Source organism: Roseateles subflavus, from assembly GCF_030285365.1.
In the GTDB taxonomy this organism is placed as follows: Bacteria; Pseudomonadota; Gammaproteobacteria; order Burkholderiales; family Burkholderiaceae_C; genus Roseateles_B; species Roseateles_B subflavus.
This window is the reverse complement of record NZ_JASVDS010000001.1, coordinates 379088-393820: the sequence shown is the minus strand read 5'-3', so window position 1 is coordinate 393820 and position 14733 is coordinate 379088. Positions and strand designations below refer to the sequence as shown.

16 protein-coding genes are annotated in these 14733 nt (G+C 72.5%); 2 read left to right on the top strand and 14 right to left on the bottom strand.

Features of this window, described 5'->3' with window-relative positions; translation table 11 throughout:
- Window positions 1-24: 24 nt before the first annotated feature.
- Window positions 25-1332, bottom strand: coding sequence for a DUF1501 domain-containing protein (locus QRD43_RS01795; RefSeq protein WP_285980759.1), 1308 nt, complete (start codon window positions 1330-1332; stop codon window positions 25-27).
- Between the two features lie 9 nt (window positions 1333-1341).
- Entirely contained in the window at window positions 1342-2922 is a 1581-nt protein-coding gene (locus tag QRD43_RS01790) for a DUF1800 domain-containing protein (protein ID WP_285980758.1), read from the bottom strand.
- Window positions 2923-3128: 206 nt separating this feature from the next.
- On the opposite strand from QRD43_RS01790, the gene QRD43_RS01785 reads away from it, so the two are divergent.
- Window positions 3129-3671, top strand: coding sequence for a c-type cytochrome (locus QRD43_RS01785; protein ID WP_285980757.1), 543 nt, complete (start codon window positions 3129-3131; stop codon window positions 3669-3671).
- 72 nt (window positions 3672-3743) lie between these two features.
- Here QRD43_RS01785 and QRD43_RS01780 read toward each other — a convergent pair whose 3' ends face one another.
- The 10 genes from QRD43_RS01780 to QRD43_RS01735 form a co-directional block, all read right to left on the bottom strand.
- The gene (locus tag QRD43_RS01780) at window positions 3744-4523 is read right to left on the bottom strand and encodes a hypothetical protein (protein WP_285980756.1); all 780 of its coding nucleotides are present in this window, start codon (window positions 4521-4523) and stop codon (window positions 3744-3746) included.
- A gap of 59 nt (window positions 4524-4582) precedes the next feature.
- Window positions 4583-5131: a DUF2946 family protein gene (locus tag QRD43_RS01775; protein ID WP_285980755.1), complete on the bottom strand. Its 549-nt coding sequence runs from the start codon at window positions 5129-5131 to the stop codon at window positions 4583-4585.
- Window positions 5132-5180: 49 nt separating this feature from the next.
- Window positions 5181-5942, bottom strand: a complete 762-nt coding sequence (locus QRD43_RS01770; RefSeq protein WP_285980754.1) for an ABC transporter permease — start codon at window positions 5940-5942, stop codon at window positions 5181-5183.
- Window positions 5939-6943, bottom strand: coding sequence for an ABC transporter ATP-binding protein (locus QRD43_RS01765; protein ID WP_285980753.1), 1005 nt, complete (start codon window positions 6941-6943; stop codon window positions 5939-5941). The genes QRD43_RS01770 and QRD43_RS01765 overlap by 4 nt, the downstream gene beginning before the upstream one ends.
- A 153-nt stretch (window positions 6944-7096) precedes the next feature.
- Window positions 7097-8110, bottom strand: coding sequence for a YheT family hydrolase (locus QRD43_RS01760; RefSeq protein WP_285980752.1), 1014 nt, complete (start codon window positions 8108-8110; stop codon window positions 7097-7099).
- Window positions 8110-8559: a YybH family protein gene (locus QRD43_RS01755; RefSeq protein ID WP_285980751.1), complete on the bottom strand. Its 450-nt coding sequence runs from the start codon at window positions 8557-8559 to the stop codon at window positions 8110-8112. Before QRD43_RS01755 ends, QRD43_RS01760 begins: the two co-directional genes overlap by 1 nt.
- 10 nt (window positions 8560-8569) lie before the next feature.
- The gene (locus tag QRD43_RS01750; RefSeq protein WP_285980750.1) at window positions 8570-8776 is read right to left on the bottom strand and encodes a zinc-finger domain-containing protein; all 207 of its coding nucleotides are present in this window, start codon (window positions 8774-8776) and stop codon (window positions 8570-8572) included.
- Between the two features lie 41 nt (window positions 8777-8817).
- Window positions 8818-9741 (bottom strand): branched-chain amino acid transaminase, encoded by a 924-nt coding sequence (locus tag QRD43_RS01745; RefSeq protein ID WP_285980749.1) that lies wholly within the window; start codon window positions 9739-9741, stop codon window positions 8818-8820.
- A 42-nt stretch (window positions 9742-9783) separates the two neighbouring features.
- Window positions 9784-10194: a hypothetical protein gene (locus QRD43_RS01740; protein ID WP_285980748.1), complete on the bottom strand. Its 411-nt coding sequence runs from the start codon at window positions 10192-10194 to the stop codon at window positions 9784-9786.
- Window positions 10191-10589: an antibiotic biosynthesis monooxygenase family protein gene (locus QRD43_RS01735; RefSeq protein ID WP_285980747.1), complete on the bottom strand. Its 399-nt coding sequence runs from the start codon at window positions 10587-10589 to the stop codon at window positions 10191-10193. Before QRD43_RS01735 ends, QRD43_RS01740 begins: the two co-directional genes overlap by 4 nt.
- A 177-nt stretch (window positions 10590-10766) precedes the next feature.
- Between QRD43_RS01735 and QRD43_RS01730 the strand changes: the two genes are divergently transcribed.
- A complete protein-coding gene (locus tag QRD43_RS01730; RefSeq protein WP_285980746.1) occupies window positions 10767-12665 on the top strand; it encodes a diguanylate cyclase domain-containing protein in 1899 nt (632 codons plus the stop codon).
- A 53-nt stretch (window positions 12666-12718) separates the two neighbouring features.
- On the opposite strand, the gene QRD43_RS01725 is transcribed toward QRD43_RS01730, so the two are convergent.
- Window positions 12719-13153 (bottom strand): hypothetical protein, encoded by a 435-nt coding sequence (locus tag QRD43_RS01725; RefSeq protein ID WP_285980745.1) that lies wholly within the window; start codon window positions 13151-13153, stop codon window positions 12719-12721.
- 113 nt (window positions 13154-13266) lie between these two features.
- Complete coding sequence (gene radA / locus QRD43_RS01720; RefSeq protein WP_285980744.1) at window positions 13267-14631, bottom strand: DNA repair protein RadA; 1365 nt, start codon at window positions 14629-14631, stop codon at window positions 13267-13269.
- Between the last annotated feature and the right edge of the window lie 102 nt (window positions 14632-14733).

Genomic DNA, 14733 nt, shown 5'->3' with positions numbered 1-14733 from the left:
CATCACCGGACGAAGATCGGCCGCTCAGCTTCGCAGCAGCTTCAGCGCGGGGGCGCTGCGGCCCGGGAGATCGGGGAAGACGCGGGCGAGGGCCTCGTCGTCCAGCCCCAGATGGCCTCGCAGGACCGGGGCCAGCACGTGGCGGAAATCGGTGCTCACGGCGAGGTCGCGGCCATCGGCCAGGGCGCGGTCCTCAAGGCCCGGCCATTCGCCGACCACGCGGCCGCCGGCGGCGCCCTGCAGCGGGCCGCCGAGCAGCCACAGGGCATTGCCGCGGCCGTGGTCGGTGCCGCCGGTGCCGTTCTCGCGCACGGTGCGGCCGAACTCGCTCATCACGACGATCACCGTGTCCTGCAGGCTGTCGCCCAGGCCCTGCGCCAGGGCATCGAGGCCCTCGCACAGCGCGCCCAGGCGGTTCGCGAGCTGCCCGGTGGCACCCCCCTGGTTGACGTGGGTGTCCCAGCCGCCCACGGAGGTGAAGGCGAGCTGGGTGTTCGCGTCGGCGCGCAGCAGGTCACCCAGACGGCGGGCATCGGCGGCGAAGCTGCGGGCCGAGGGCGCGCCGGCATCGGCGCTGGGGTCGCGGCTGGGGGCCTCGTCCTTCATGCCGCGCGGATGCTCGGCCGCCTGGGCGAGGCTGCGCCGCATGTCCTGGCGGGACTGCGTGGCATCGCGGTAGTCCTGCGAGAGGCCGTCCTGCCCGGCATACAGCTTGGCCAGGCCACGCTGCAGCCGCGCCTGGTCGATGGCCTTCGGGTCCAGCGCCTTCGGGCCCGTGCCGAGGAAGGCCACGGGCGCCGGGCCGGCAAAGATGCGCGGCGGCGTGTTGCCCAGGCTCAGGGCGCGGCTGGCGCTGTGCGGCCCGGGCAGACCGGCCAGCAGGCGGTTCATCCACCCGTCCGGCGTGCCCTTGCGGCCGGGGGTGCCGGACTCCAGGTAGTCCTGGGCATCGAAATGCGAGCGCGTGCTGTCCGGCGATCCGCTGGCATGCACGAAGCCCAGCAGGCCGCGCTGCCAGTAGGGCATCAGCGGGCTGGCGGCGGGGTGCAGGCCGAAGAGACGGTCCAGCGCCAGCGCGCCGCCCTCCTCGCCCGGGCGGGCGATGGCCAGGCGCGGCCGGGCACGGGCATAGGCCGGGTCCCCGTGCGGGATGACGACGTTCAGCCCGTCGATGGCGCCGCGCAGCATCACCACCACGAGGCGGGGGCGGCGGCCGTCCGGCAGGCTGGCGGTGGCGAAGGCCGGGGTGGCCAGGGCGCCGAGAGCCGCTGCGCCGTGCAGCAGCCAGTCACGGCGATGAAGGCCCGCGGGCCGGGAAGAAGATCGGGTCATGGGCACACCTCAGCACTGCATGAAATCGGGGCCGGCCAGCAGGAGGGCGGCCTGGGCGGCGGGGGTCTCGCCCTGCAGGGCCGCGCGGGTCGGGGCCTGCAGGCTCGGGCCGAGGGTCGACAGCAGGCTCTGCGGACGGGTGTCCGCGTTCCAGCGGCGGCCCAGGCGGCCCTCGGCCAGCGTGCTGGCGAACTGCACGCGCTGGGTCAGGGCCTCGGGGCCGCGCCAGGCGGCGGCGGTGGTCTTGTAGCCGTCCGGGGTCTGCCAGCCGTACAGCGGCTGCCCGGCCCCGGCCAGCACCGGCAGCAGCAGCGCGGGCTCGTCCACCTGGGCGTTGACGGCGCGCAGGGCGGCCAGCACGTACTGGTAGGGCGTCCGGTATTTGGCCTGCCAGTGCTCGGCGCTCCAGAACTCGGGGGCCTGGAGGAGGGCCTCGGTCCACTGGCGCAGGTCGCCATCGCTGCGCAGGAAGACCTGCGCGAGCCGCTCGACGAGGGCCGGCGGCGGCTCGTCGGCCACGAAGGTCTGGGCCAGCCGGTGGCTCAGGTGGCGGGCGGTGGCGGGATGGCGGGCGAGAACGTCCAGCGCCTGCTCGCCCTCGCGCTGCCCGGCGCGTGGCCCTTCGTTCGGGTTGGCGTGATGGAAGCGCCGCCCCAGCCACAGCTTCTCGCCGTTGTCATGGCGCCGCGGGTCGAAGGTGAAGAGATCCCTGGCGTGGCCCAGGCCGCGCAGGTCCAGGGTCCAGCCCGTGAGCATGCGCGCCAGCTCGGTGACGTCCGTCTGCGTGTAGCCGCCGTCCACGCCCAGCGTGTGCAGCTCCATCAGCTCGCGGGCGTAGTTCTCGTTGAGCCCCTGGGTGCGCGCGTGGGCCCGGCGCGGCTGGAAGCCCGGCGCCACGCTCAGGTGGTTGTCCAGGTAGATGAGCATGGCCGGGTGGCGGGCCGTGGCACCCAGCAGGTCCCGGAAGCGGCCGAGGACGTGCGGGCGGATGGCCTCGCGCTCGTAGGCGCCGGCGTACACGCTCACGGCGCTCTTGCCCGCGAAGACGTTGAAGTGGTTGAACCAGAACTCGACGAGCCGCTCCTGCAGCTGCGCCGGGCTCTCCAGCGCCCGCCACAGACGCTGGGACTGGGCCTCCAGCAGCACCGGGCGGAGCAGCTCCCGGCGGGACTGGGCGACGGCGTCCTCGCCCCCTTGACCCGCCTTCGCTGCCTTGCGCGCCTGCTGAGCCTGGTGCGCCTTGCGGAATCGCTCGCCCAGCTCGCCCTGGGTCTCCTGCCAGGTCGGCAGACCGGCCAGGCGCTGCTCCAGCGCGGGCGGCAAGGGCTGCGGGCGGAGCTGCTCCTGCAGGAAGGTGTCCAGCCAGCGGCCCGGCCCCAGGCGCTGGATCTCCTGCACATCCTGGGGGCGCGGACCGTAGGCGAGCCGCTTGAGGGCGTGATGGGCGCGCTCCTCGTCGGTGAGCGGCGCGCGGCGCAACGGGGGCGCGTCGGCGGCGCGGGAGGGGCGCGGCCAGGCGGCCAGCAGGGGGAGGGTCGCACCGCAGAGCAGCCAGTGCCGGCGGCTCGGACCCGGGAGGCAGGACTTCATGAGAGGAGGCACAAAGTGCAAAAGCTGAACATCCGGGTTCTCATCATGCGGTTGTGGCGTCCGCGGCATTTGTCGCGCCGGTAAAGCTCTGTGCACCGGGGGTGCGGCCTATAATTCCGCGGTTTTGCGCGCCTTTGGCGGCGCACCCAGGCACCGGCCTGGCATCTTCCAAATTGCAGACTATTGCTGACGGCAGCGAGGATTTCATGAGCGGACACCAGGACCAGGATCAAGACCACGGCGCCCACGAAGGCCCGATCAAGACGCCGAAGCAGCTGGCCTGGGCCGTCTTCTTCGCATTCGTCGTGCCCATCCTGGTGATCATCCTGCTGGCCAACTACGTCACGACGGACGCCAAGCCGGCCGCCGGCAGCGTGGGCCTCGAGGAGCAGGCGACCGCCGCCCGCATCCAGCCCATCGGCACCATCAAGCTGGTGGACGCCTCCAGCGCCGGCGCGCTGAAGACCGGCGAGCAGGTCTTCCAGGCCCAGTGCGCCGCCTGCCACGGCACGGGCGCGATGGGCGCTCCCAAGCTCGGTGACGCCGCCGCCTGGGGCCCCCGCATCAAGACCGGCTTCGAGGCCCTGCTGAACTCGGCGCTGAAGGGCAAGAACGCCATGAGCCCGCAGGGCGGGGGCGAGCACAGCGACGTCGAAATCGCCCGCGCCGTGGTCTACATGGCCAACAACGCCGGTGCCAAGTTCGACGAACCCAAGGCGCCCGCCGCCGCCGCTTCGGCCGCCAACTGACGCCTTCGTCTGCCAGGAAAGCCGCCCGTCGCGAGACCGGCGGCTTTTTTCATGGCCGCGCGGGCCGGGCGCTCAGGGGCCGGACGGCGGCGCGCGGTAGGCGGGCAGGTCGCGCCACTGCGCCATCAGCTCCCACCAGCGCTGGACCTTCTGGCGCAGCGGCTCGGGGAGCTGGCGCAGGGTCATGACGTAGAAGTCGCTCACCAGCAGGGGCGGATCCATCATGGTCAGGCTGCTGAAGTCGGGCCGGGCGAGCAGGGCCTCCGCTTCGTCCTGCACCAGCACGGCGAGGTCCAGGCGACCGAGCTGCAGCATGCGCAGCACCTGGGCGGACTGGTTCGGCCCCGGCGTGAGCTCCAGGCCCAGGCGGCGGACGGCTTCTGTGCTGGCCCGGAAGCCGGCACGGGCGCCGATGCGGGGCACCTGTCCCTGCGGCAGCGCGAGCTTGCGGCCGTCCCACAGCACGGCGACGTCCTGCCGTTTCACGAGCACGATGCCGGTCCGCGCGATGCGCATCTGCGGGTCACCCGGCGGATGGCCGGGAAAGTCGAAATCCTGCAGGTTGGCAGGAATGGCCGCCCCCACCCCGGCTTCCAGCAGGCCCAGGCGCATCTGCTCGTAGCAGCGGCGAGCCGGCCAGCGCACCAGTTCCACCGGGAGGCCGGCCTGGCGGCCGGCATCCACCATCAGGCGCTCGGTCGTGCCGGGGTGCCGGGGGTCCCCGCTGATGAAGGGGGGCACGGGCACGTCGCCCACGCAGACCTGGAAGGCGGCGGCCGGCGGCGCGCAGACCGCGGCGAGGAGACCGAGCCAGCGCCATCCCGAAGTCCCCGTGCCTTTGTTGGCAGCCATCCCTGATCCGGCGAGTCGTGGAGGCGCAAGTCTAGCCCGAGGGGGCGGTTTCAGGCGGCTCAGGGCTGTGGGTGGCGCACCACCCGGTAGCGCGCGCACAGAGACTCGAGGGTCGTGCTCTCGGGTCGCCACAGCCCCTGCTCGACGGCCTCGGCGGCCTCGCCCATGTCGAGGCTGTGCACGAGGCCCAGCACCGGATCCGGGAGCCCGGGCAGGCGTGCCGCCAGCAGCAGGCGGTCGTCCTCGTCCAGCCAGCTCGCCAGCACGGTGGCCTCCGGCCCGGTATGGCTGTGGACGCGCGGCGAGCCGTCCGCGGCCTGACCGTGCAGGCGCCAGACGTGCGGGGTCAGCTCCAGCGTGACGTAGACGCGCTGCGGCCCGTTCTGGAAGAACCAGGCGCCCTGCGCGTCGGGCAGGTAGTTGCGGTGGATGAACTCGCGCAGCTTCTCGTGCGTGATCCGGCTGCCCTTGACCTGCGGGAAGGGCCCGGCGGCCTGGATGCGTTCGTCGCGCATGTACCAGTCGCCGCGGGCGTCGAGGGCCAGCCAGTCGTGGCAGTGGGGGACGTTGGGCCACTTCTTCAGGGCCGCCTTGACGATGTCATCCATGGCGGCAGTGTAGGACCGGGCCCGCTGCCGGGCGCCGATCTCCCCACGCTCAGAGATGTCCGAGCACGCCCAGCTGCCGCGCCTGGCGCAGGCAGCGCCGCCAGACGAGCAGGCCGAGGCCGAGGTAGGCCACGCCGTTGAGCGCCACCCAGCCCCAGATGGCCGGTGCCATCGCGGTGCCCAGGGCCGCCTGCCGGGCGGCCGCCGCGGCCAGCGCATAGGGCAGCGCGGCCAGTTCCGACACCGGGTAGGCCGGCAGCGACACGAGCGCGATCACCACCGGATAGGCCGCCACCATCAGCAGCTCGCCTCGCTTGACCAGCAGGCTGAAACCCGCGAGCGCATAGCCCAGGCCGGCCAGCGCGGGGCAGCCCAGCAGCGCGAGCCCCAGCACCTCGGGCGAGGCCTGGACGCGGCCGTGGGTGAGCAGCCCGACCAGCACGAGGCACAGCACCAGCATCAACAGGCCGGCGGCCTGCCCCAGCACCAGGCGCACGCCCAGCAGGCTGCCCAGGCTCAGGGGGGCGAGGTTGAGCTGCTCCAGCGTGCGCTGCCGGGTCTCCTCGACGATCTCCTTGGTGCCCGAGTGAGCGGCGCCGCTGGCGAACAGCCACAGCGCAAAGCCGGCGATCAGGCCGTCAGCTCGGCCGGAGTCCAGGCTCTGCCCGCTGGCCTTGAGGACCGCGAACACCAGGCCGCCGAAGAGGCTCAGCAGGAAGCCGAGCCCGAGGAGGCTCTCGAGCCAGTAGCGGCGTGCCAGCCAGAGGGCGCGGCGGGCCTCGTTCAGGCCATGTCTCAGCAAGCGTGTCATGCCAGGGTCTCCTGTGCGGCCTCGGCAGGGCGTGCCTCATCCGGCGGTGCGAGGGGGGTGAGGTGGTCGAGGTAATGCTCGCGCAGGTCCACGCGGCGCAACTGCAGCTGCTCGCTGCTGGCCAGCCAGTCGTGCCACCGCTGCATCACCTGCATGACCTCCGCGGGGTCGCTCAGGGCCAGGACCCAATCGGCCTCCTGGCGTTCCCAGGCGCGGCCGGCGAGGGTCTCGGGCACGGGCGGGCAGGGCGCCGCGTGGCGGACCACCAGCCGGTAGGGGTGCGCCACATGGGTGAAGGCCTCGCGCGGGCCGTCAAAGCGCTTGCGCCCCTGCTGGATGCAGACGATGCGCGGGCACAGCCGCTCGACGAAGTGCAGGTCGTGCGAGCTGATCAGGAAGGTCTGACCTTCCCGCTGGCCCTGGCGCACGAGCTCATGCAGGCGCTCGACGCCCTCGAGATCCAGCCCCAGCGTGGGTTCGTCGAGCAGGGCGAGCGCCGGTCGATGGATCAGCGCACCGATCAGCGCGGCCCGCAGCTTGTTGCCCGTCGAGAGCAGGCGGATGGGCGCGCGGACGTCGGCGAGGCCCAGCGTCTCGGCCATGTGGTGGAAGCGGGCCGGGTCGAAGCGGCTCTCGCGCAGCTCGCAGAAATAGCGAGCGTTCTCCAGGGTGCTGAGCCGTTCGTAGGCGGCGCCGCGCCCTTCGAGCAGCACACCGATCTCGCGCAGGTGCGCGCCGCCCTGGCCGGCCGGCCGCGGGGGGCCGCCGCGCCAGCGCAGCTGCCCGTGGTCGGCCCCGCACAGGCCGGTCAGCAGCTTCACGAGCGTCGTCTTGCCCGAACCGTTGGGCCCCAGCAGGCCCACGATCTCACCCGGCTGCAGGGCCAGGTCGAAGTCCTGCAGCGCCTGCACGGTGCGGCCACCTTGGCGGTACTGCTTGCCCGCCTGGGTCAGCTGCAGCAGCGGCGTGCTGGCGCCGTCAGGGATCAGCGTCCCGTTCATGTCCGTCCTCCTTGTTCGATGGCGGCGCCATGCTAGCCGCCAGGAGGCGTGGACGGGGGGTGGCGCGGGCGGATGGCAGGCTGGGCGCCACCGGTGGCGGCCTGGGCCGGCGAGTGGCGGCAGGGCCGGGGGCGGCGTGCCTCTCGGGCCTGGTCAGCCCAGCTGCTGGCCGAGCCAGTGGCAGACGAGCTCGGGCATGCCCAGCACGTGGCCCGGGAAACGGCCGCCGGGGAACCCGACATGGCCGCCCTGCTGCGGCTGCCACAGCGTCACGAAGGGGCCGGCATCCTGGGGGCCGGGCAGCGAGGCCGCCGGCACAAAGGGGTCGTTGCGGGCGTTGAGCACCAGGGCCGGCACGCGGATGCGTGGCAGCTGGGGCTTGGCCGAGGCCCGCGCCCAGTAGTCCTCGGTGTTGCGGAAGCCGTGCAAGGGGGCGGTGAAGAGGTTGTCGAACTCGTAGAGGTCCCGCACCTCGCGCAGGGCCTGGCCATCGAACAGGCCGGGATGCTGCTGCAGCTTGCGCAGGGCCTTGGGCACCATGCTGCGCAGGAACATGCGGGTGTAGACCTGCCGGTTGAAGCCGCTGCCGATGGCGCGGCCGGAGGCGGCGAGATCGATCGGCGAGCAGATGGCCGCCACGGCGCCGGCCGTCTGCGAGGCGCTCTCGCCGGCTTCCTGCGCCCAGCGCAGCAGCGCGTTGCCGCCGAGGGACACGCCCGCCGCGATCATCGGCCCGCGGTGCTGGCGGCGCACCTGCGCCAGCATCCAGCCGATCTCGGCGTAATCACCCGAGTGGTAGGCCCGCGGCGCGAGGTTCAGCTCGCCCGAGCAGCCGCGGAAGTGCGGGATGACGAAGCGCCAGCCGCGGCGCCGGGCCGCATCGGCAAAGGCCTGCGCGTAATGGCTCTGCGAGCTGCCCTCCAGGCCGTGGAAGAGCACCAGCAGGGGCACGTCCTCCCGGGGGGGCGCGGGGGCGGCGTCCCGGGGATGGCGGCCCTGCGGCGGGGGATCGAGGAGGAAGTCGGCGTCGATGAAGTCGCCGTCCGGCGTGTGCCAACGCTGGCGCTGGAAGGCCAGGGGCTCACCGAAATGCCGCCGCGCGAACAGGGCCGGCCAGATGGTCTGGACCTGCCCCCCGGGCTGCCACCAGGGCGTGCGGAACTCCATCAGTGCAGGATCGTGGGCTCCTGCACGACTTCCTGGATGTCGTGGCCGGTGCCGGGGCTGGCATGGTGCAGGACCATGCGCCAGCCGTGGGAGGTCTTGAGGTAGACGTTGGTGGCAATCACCCAGGCGCTCTGCACGCCGTCCGCGCCTTCCACCTGCACCCGCTCCAGCACCTGATGGATGGCGGTGTCGCCGGTGTGCAGGCGCCGCACGCGCTCCGGCGTGACGGCGATGGGGCCTTGCTGGAACACGGTCTCGAAGGCCGCACGGATGGCTGCGAGGCCCACGACCCGCGGGCCGCCGGGATGGACGCAGGACACTTCGTCCTCATCCGCCCAGATGTCCATGAGCCGGTCCAGCTCGGCGTGCTGCAGGGCTTCGTAGAACTGCTGCTCGATGTCCTCGGGCGAGGCCATCAGCGCGGCGGTCTGCGCCTTGGGGCGATGCATCGCGAGGCCTTCAGTGGGCGGCGTGCAGGTGTTCGCCGTCCTTGAGGCGATAGACGGTGCCGCAGTAGGGGCACTTGCCGCCGCCTTCGTGCGAGACGTCCACGAAGACGCGCGGATGGTTGCTCCACAGCGGCATGGCCGGGTTCGGGCAGGCGACCACGCCGGGGCCTTGCACGTCCTTGGCCAGGACTTCGACGACGGATTTGACTTCGCTCATGAGGGCTTCTCTTTGGGGGGTTGGGGCTGCAGACCGGGCACTCAGACCGGGCTCAGCCAGTGGGCGTACTTGGGATTGCGGCCGTTGACGATGTCAAAGAAGGCCGCCTGGATCTTTTCGGTGAGCGGGCCGCGGGAGCCCGTGCCCAGCTCGATGCGGTCCAGCTCGCGGATGGGGGTCACTTCCGCCGCGGTGCCGGTGAAGAAGGCTTCGTCGGCGATGTAGACCTCGTCGCGGGTGATGCGCTTCTCCACAAGGGGCAGGCCCAGGTCCTGGCAGATATGGAAGATGGTGTTGCGGGTGATGCCGTTCAGCGCGCCGGCCGAGAGGTCGGGCGTGTAGACGACGCCGTTCTTGATGATGAAGAGGTTCTCGCCGGCACCCTCGGACACGAAGCCCGAGGCGTCCAGCAGCAGGGCCTCGTCGTAGCCGTCGTCCGTGGCCTCCATATTGGCCAGGATGCTGTTGGTGTAGTTCGAGACGGCCTTGGCCTGCGTCATCGTGATGTTGACGTGGTGGCGGGTGTAGGAGCTGGTCTTGACGCGGATGCCGCGCTTGAGGCCTTCCTCGCCCAGGTAGGCGCCCCAGGCCCAGGCGGCGACCATCAGGTGGATCTTGTTGCCCTTGGGGCTCACGCCCAGCTTCTCGGAGCCGATCCAGGTGAGCGGGCGCAGGTAGCCGCTCTCGAGCTGGTTCTCGCGCACGACGGCCTTCTGGGCTTCCTCGACCTCCTGCAGCGTGAAGGGAATCTTCATGCGCAGGATCTTGGCGCTGTTGAACAGGCGCTCCGTGTGCTCGCGCAGGCGGAAGATGGCCGTGCCCCGGGGGGTCTTGTAGGCGCGCACGCCCTCGAAGGCGCCGCAGCCGTAATGCAGGGTGTGGCTCAGCACATGAATCCTGGCGTCGCGCCAGTCGACCAGCTGGCCATCCATCCAGATCTTGCCGTCGCGGTCGTCCATGGACATGAGGGCTCCTTGCTCGTGGGCTTGAGGGTCAACCCGGAGATTCTATGCCGCACCCGTGCCGGGAACGTCGTCCGGCGCCCCTGGCGGTCGCCGCAACTCCCACCGTTGCAGGACGCCCTTGCGGAACTGCAGCTCCAGGCGGATGCCGCCGGCGTCCGTCCAGGCCCAGGTCTCCGCCTGTCCCTCGACCTTGGCGCCGAGGCTCTTCGTCATCGGCAGCACGTCCATCAGCTTCATGCCCTCGCGCAGGCGGGACTGCAGCATGACGGCGCTGTCGATCTGCCCGACGGGCGCGCCGTTGGCCGTCTGCATCACCCGCATCAGGCGGCTGAACTGCAGGAGCAGCCAGAACACGACCACCGTGAGCGCCAGGATCACGCCCTTCCAGCCCAGCAGCAGGCCACCGCCCACCAGCGCGGCCAGGGCCAGCGCGATGCCCACGACCGGGTTCATGCCGCGCCTCCCTGCATCGGGTCGGCGCTGCCGTCCTGCTCGTCCCAGCCATAGGCGCGCTCGACGCGGGCGACGCGCAGCTCGTAGTGGCGGTACCAGCGCAGGCGGCCGGTGTCGCGCGCGGCCTGGTGGCGCAGCTCGGCGCGCCAGGCGGCGACGGCGGCCTCGTCGGCCCAGTAGGACACGGTGATGCCCAGGCCGTCGGCCCCGCGGGCGCTCTCGGCGCCCAGGTAGCCCGGCTGCTGCGCGGCCAGCGTCACCATGGCCTCGGCGGTGGCGTCGTAGGCCGGATCCGGCGCCCGGCGCTGGCTGGTGAAGATCACCGCGACGTAGGGCGTCGGGAATCGTCCGGCAAAGCCGGCGGGCGGCATGGCGGGGGCGGGAGTCGGGCGCATCGTCGGCTTGGGTTGTGTCGGGGAGAGGCGTATTCTGTGCGATCGCGGTGCCCGCCTCCGCGTGCCTTCGCGGCGTGGCGGCCACTCTCAACGAGGTCTCCAGCACAGGCGTCGTGGCGCCGGAGGTATCGGCATGTCGGAGCGAATCCCAGTGGGGCGCCTTTCGCGAGGTGGCGCATGACCCTGCGGCGGCGCCTGCTGCGCTGGCGGGTCCGCTGGCGCGAGGGGCCGTCCCTGGCCCAGGGCCTGCCCTGGGCGGTGCTGCTGCTGGGGCTGCTGCTGAGCCTGGGTCTGTGGTCGCACGAGCGGCGCGAGGCCGAGATCGTCCTGCAGCGGGACGTCGATGCCGCCCTGCATGCCGCCAGCCAGCGTCTGGGCCACCGGCTCGACGCACTCCAGCAGATCCTCTCGGCCGTCCACGCGCTGGCCCAGGCGCAGGAGCCGGCCGGCGGCCCGGCGCTCGACGAAGCGCGGCTCGCACGCTTTCTTGCGGCCATGCCCCTGGGCATCGAGCATGCGGGGCTCGAGGGTCTGGCGCTCGTGCGCTGGCTGCCCAGCCGCCCGGAGGATGACGAGGCCGCGCCGCGCGCCCTGCTGGGGCCGCTGCTGCCGGGGCCGGGGCCGCTGGGACAGCCGCAGGACCTCTGGCGGGACCCGCTGCTGCGGCCCGCGCTCCTGCGGGCGCGCGAAAGCGGGCAGATCACGTTGAGCCCGGCCCTGGACCTGCGCCGCTGGCGCCTGGGCCACAGTCCGGGCGTCCTGCTGGTGCAGCCGCTGTTCCGGCCGGCGCCCGACGGCAGCCGCCGGCTGGAGTCGTGGGTGCTGGCCCCGGTGTCCGTGGCCGCCCTGATGGATCCCTTGCAGGCCCAGTTGCCGCGCGGCCTGAGCCTGCGGCTCTTCGAGGGCGACGCCCCCGGCGACGACACCCTGCTGTACCAGGCGGCGCGGGCGCCCGCGGGCGGCTTGCTGCAGCGCCAGCAACGTTTGCTGCGCGGCGGGCAGGACTGGACTCTGCAGCTGCAGGCCCACGAGGACTACGCGCCGCTGGCTGGCCGGGCGGAGCCCCGCACCCTGGCCCTGAGCGGCGTGCTGGGCAGCGTGCTGCTGGCCCTGCTGGCCTGGGCGCTGGCCGGCTCCCGCGAGCGGGCGCAGGCGCTGGCACAGCGCATGACGCGGGCGCTGCGTGAGAGCGAGCAGCGCTGGGCCTTCGCGCTCGAAGGGGCGGGTGACGGCGTCTGGGACTGGGACATGCGGGCCGACGTCCTCGTCACGACCGCGCGCTGGAAGACGCTGATGGGCTGGCCGCTGATGGCCGGCGAGCCTCGCTTCCAGCAGATGCTGCCCCTGGTCCATCCGGACGAACAGCCCGGCCTGCGGCAGCGCCTGCGGGACTGCATCCAGGGCGGTGTCGGCAGCTTCGAGGTGGAGTTCCGCGTGCGGGCGGCCGACGGCGGCTGGCGATGGCTGATGGCGCGCGGGCGCATCGTCGAGCGCGACGGCCGGGAGGTGCCGCGGCGCATGATCGGCACGCTGTCCGACATCGACGCCCGCCGGCAGTCCGAGGCCCAGATCCACTTCCTGGCCCGCCACGACCCGCTGACGGAGCTGGCCAACCGCGCGCACTTCTCGGAGCGCCTGCAGCTGGCCCTGGCCCATGCCCGGCGCTATCACGAGACCCTGGGGCTGATCCTCGTGGACCTGGACCGCTTCAAGCCGGTCAATGACCTCCACGGCCACGCGGTGGGCGACGATCTGCTGCAGGCCATGGCGCGCCGGCTGAAGGCGGCCGTGCGGGAGACGGACGTCGTGGGGCGCATCGGCGGCGACGAGTTCCTCGTGCTGCTGTGCGGCCCGGTGAGCCGCGACAGCGCCCGCCACGTGGCCGAGAAGATCTACAACCTGGTGGCGCAGCCGCTGCAGCTGGGTGAGCTGCGTCTGGAGCTGACGTGCTCGCTGGGCCTGGCGCTGTATCCCGAGGATGGGGACGACGAGCGCAGCCTCAAGAAGGCCGCCGACGATGCCATGTACGCCAGCAAGCGCGCGGGACGCCTGCTGCTGGGGACGGCCGGCCACTGAGGCCGCCGCAGGTGCCGGCGCTGGCGCCCAGGGGCCAGGTCAGCGTCGACGCGTCAGGGCTTGACCTGCAGCAGCACGCAGCGGACCCAGTGCCCCGCCTCGAGGTCGGCGCGATGGCCGGCCAGGAACTTCTCGGCGGTGGAGTTGGCGGAGAGGAAGCGCATGCCGTGCAGATGGCCCATGCCCGGCAGCGGGCGCGTCCAGGCGCGCTCCAGCACGCCGTTGAACCAGGACACCTGCTCGTCCTCGCCGGGCTCCGCGTCGGCCTGCCCGAGCAGCAGCACCACCTCGTAGGGCCCGTGGTCCAGCGTCTCGGAGGCGCTGGTCAGCACCTGCAGCCCGCCATTGCTGATGTTCAGCACCAGGCCCGCCGGGCCGCGGGTGAACTGCACGGGCTTGAAGATCCAGCCCGGCAGCGAGGCCACGTCCTGCTGCGACGCCGGCAGGTCGAAACGGGTGTGCTGGCGCTGCTCAGCAGAGTCGGTCATGGCGGGCTCCTTGGTGGCAGGGGCAGTTCGAGATGCGCCCCATCGTAAGCAGACTTCGCCGCAAGAGCCAGTCCCTGTGAAGCCCGGCAGGGGGCCGGGATGCCAACCTTGACTCAGTCCAGCCCGCGAAGCACGTCGATGGCGTCCTCGATGCGGTCCACGGCATGCACGGTCAGGCCCTCGATGGGCTTCTTGGGCGCGTTCGCCTTGGGCACCACCGCCACACTGAAGCCGAGCTTGGCGGCCTCCTTGAGCCGCTCCTGGCCCCGGGGCGCCGGGCGCACCTCGCCGGCCAGGCCCACCTCGCCGAAGGCGATGAAGCCGCGCGGCAGGGCCTTGCCCCGCAGGCTGCTCTGGATGGCCAGCAGCACGGCGAGGTCGGCCGCCGGTTCGCCGATGCGCACGCCGCCCACGGCGTTCACGAAGACGTCCTGGTCACTGGTGGAGACCCCGGCGTGCCGGTGCAGCACGGCCAGCAGCATGGCGAGGCGGTCGCGGTCCAGGCCGACCGAGAGCCGGCGCGGGCTCGGCCCGCCGGAGTCGACCAGGGCCTGCAGCTCCACCAGCAGCGGTCGCGTGCCTTCGAGGGTGACCAGCACGCAGGAGCCCGGCACCGGGTCGCCGTGGGTGGAGAGGAAGAGGGCGCTGGGGTTGGCGACCCCCTTGAGGCCCTTGTCCGTCATGGCGAAGACGCCGATCTCGTTGACGGCGCCGAAGCGGTTCTTGATGGCCCGCACCAGGCGGAAGCTGCTGTGGGTGTCGCCCTCGAAGTACAGCACGGTGTCCACGATGTGCTCCAGCACCCGCGGCCCGGCCAGCGCGCCTTCCTTGGTGACGTGGCCCACCAGCACCATCGCGCAGCCGCCGGCCTTGGCCGTGCGGGTGAGCTGCGCGGCGCACTCGCGCACCTGGGCCACGGAGCCGGGCGCGGAGGAGAGCTGGTCGGAGTAGAGCGTCTGGATGGAGTCGATCACGCAGAAGGCCGGCGACTCCGCCTCGATGGTGGCCAGGATCTTCTCGAGGTTGATCTCGGCCAGCACCCGCACCTGGGCGCCGGAGAGCCCGAGCCGCCGGGCGCGCATCGCGACCTGGGCGCCCGACTCCTCGCCGGTGACATAGAGCACGGTGCACTGCTTCGAGAGGGCGTCCACCGCCTGCAGCAGCAGCGTGGACTTGCCGATGCCCGGGTCCCCGCCGATCAGCACCACGCCGCCGGCCACGATGCCGCCACCCAGCACGCGGTCCAGCTCTTCCTGGCCGGTGGGCGTGCGGTCGTAGTCGCTGGCCTCGATCTCGCTGAGCGTGGCCACCGGCTGGCTGCGGGCCAGGGCCTGGAAGCGGTTCTTGCCGCCGCCGGCCGGTTCGACCAGCGTCTCGACGAGCGTGTTCCAGGCGCCGCAGTGCGGGCACTTGCCGAGCCACTTCGGGCTGCTGCCGCCGCATTCGCTGCAGCTGTAGATGGTTTTTTCCTTGGCCATGGTCGGCATTGTGGCGTGACCCGCCGCCCCCTGGCGCTCGCCGGGCGGGACCGCCTCCGTCCTGTGGACCACGAGTGGCCCCGCGCGGGCCGGGCGCGGGCG

Excerpts from the sequence above, each read along its gene's own strand:
- QRD43_RS01755 (WP_285980751.1), bottom strand. The coding sequence starts at position 8,559 with ATGCATCGCCCCAAGGCGCAGACCGCCGCGCTGATGGCCTCGCCCGAG.
- QRD43_RS01785 (WP_285980757.1), top strand. The coding sequence starts at position 3,129 with ATGAGCGGACACCAGGACCAGGATCAAGACCACGGCGCCCACGAAGGC.
- QRD43_RS01765 (WP_285980753.1), bottom strand. The coding sequence starts at position 6,943 with ATGAACGGGACGCTGATCCCTGACGGCGCCAGCACGCCGCTGCTGCAG.
- QRD43_RS01780 (WP_285980756.1), bottom strand. The coding sequence starts at position 4,523 with ATGGCTGCCAACAAAGGCACGGGGACTTCGGGATGGCGCTGGCTCGGT.
- QRD43_RS01740 (WP_285980748.1), bottom strand. The coding sequence starts at position 10,194 with ATGAACCCGGTCGTGGGCATCGCGCTGGCCCTGGCCGCGCTGGTGGGC.
- radA (WP_285980744.1), bottom strand. The coding sequence starts at position 14,631 with ATGGCCAAGGAAAAAACCATCTACAGCTGCAGCGAATGCGGCGGCAGC.
- QRD43_RS01735 (WP_285980747.1), bottom strand. The coding sequence starts at position 10,589 with ATGCGCCCGACTCCCGCCCCCGCCATGCCGCCCGCCGGCTTTGCCGGA.
- QRD43_RS01745 (WP_285980749.1), bottom strand. The coding sequence starts at position 9,741 with ATGTCCATGGACGACCGCGACGGCAAGATCTGGATGGATGGCCAGCTG.
- QRD43_RS01775 (WP_285980755.1), bottom strand. The coding sequence starts at position 5,131 with ATGGATGACATCGTCAAGGCGGCCCTGAAGAAGTGGCCCAACGTCCCC.
- QRD43_RS01725 (WP_285980745.1), bottom strand. The coding sequence starts at position 13,153 with ATGACCGACTCTGCTGAGCAGCGCCAGCACACCCGTTTCGACCTGCCG.
- QRD43_RS01730 (WP_285980746.1), top strand. The coding sequence starts at position 10,767 with ATGACCCTGCGGCGGCGCCTGCTGCGCTGGCGGGTCCGCTGGCGCGAG.
- QRD43_RS01770 (WP_285980754.1), bottom strand. The coding sequence starts at position 5,942 with ATGACACGCTTGCTGAGACATGGCCTGAACGAGGCCCGCCGCGCCCTC.
- QRD43_RS01795 (WP_285980759.1), bottom strand. The coding sequence starts at position 1,332 with ATGACCCGATCTTCTTCCCGGCCCGCGGGCCTTCATCGCCGTGACTGG.
- QRD43_RS01760 (WP_285980752.1), bottom strand. The coding sequence starts at position 8,110 with ATGGAGTTCCGCACGCCCTGGTGGCAGCCCGGGGGGCAGGTCCAGACC.
- QRD43_RS01790 (WP_285980758.1), bottom strand. The coding sequence starts at position 2,922 with ATGAAGTCCTGCCTCCCGGGTCCGAGCCGCCGGCACTGGCTGCTCTGC.
- QRD43_RS01750 (WP_285980750.1), bottom strand. The coding sequence starts at position 8,776 with ATGAGCGAAGTCAAATCCGTCGTCGAAGTCCTGGCCAAGGACGTGCAA.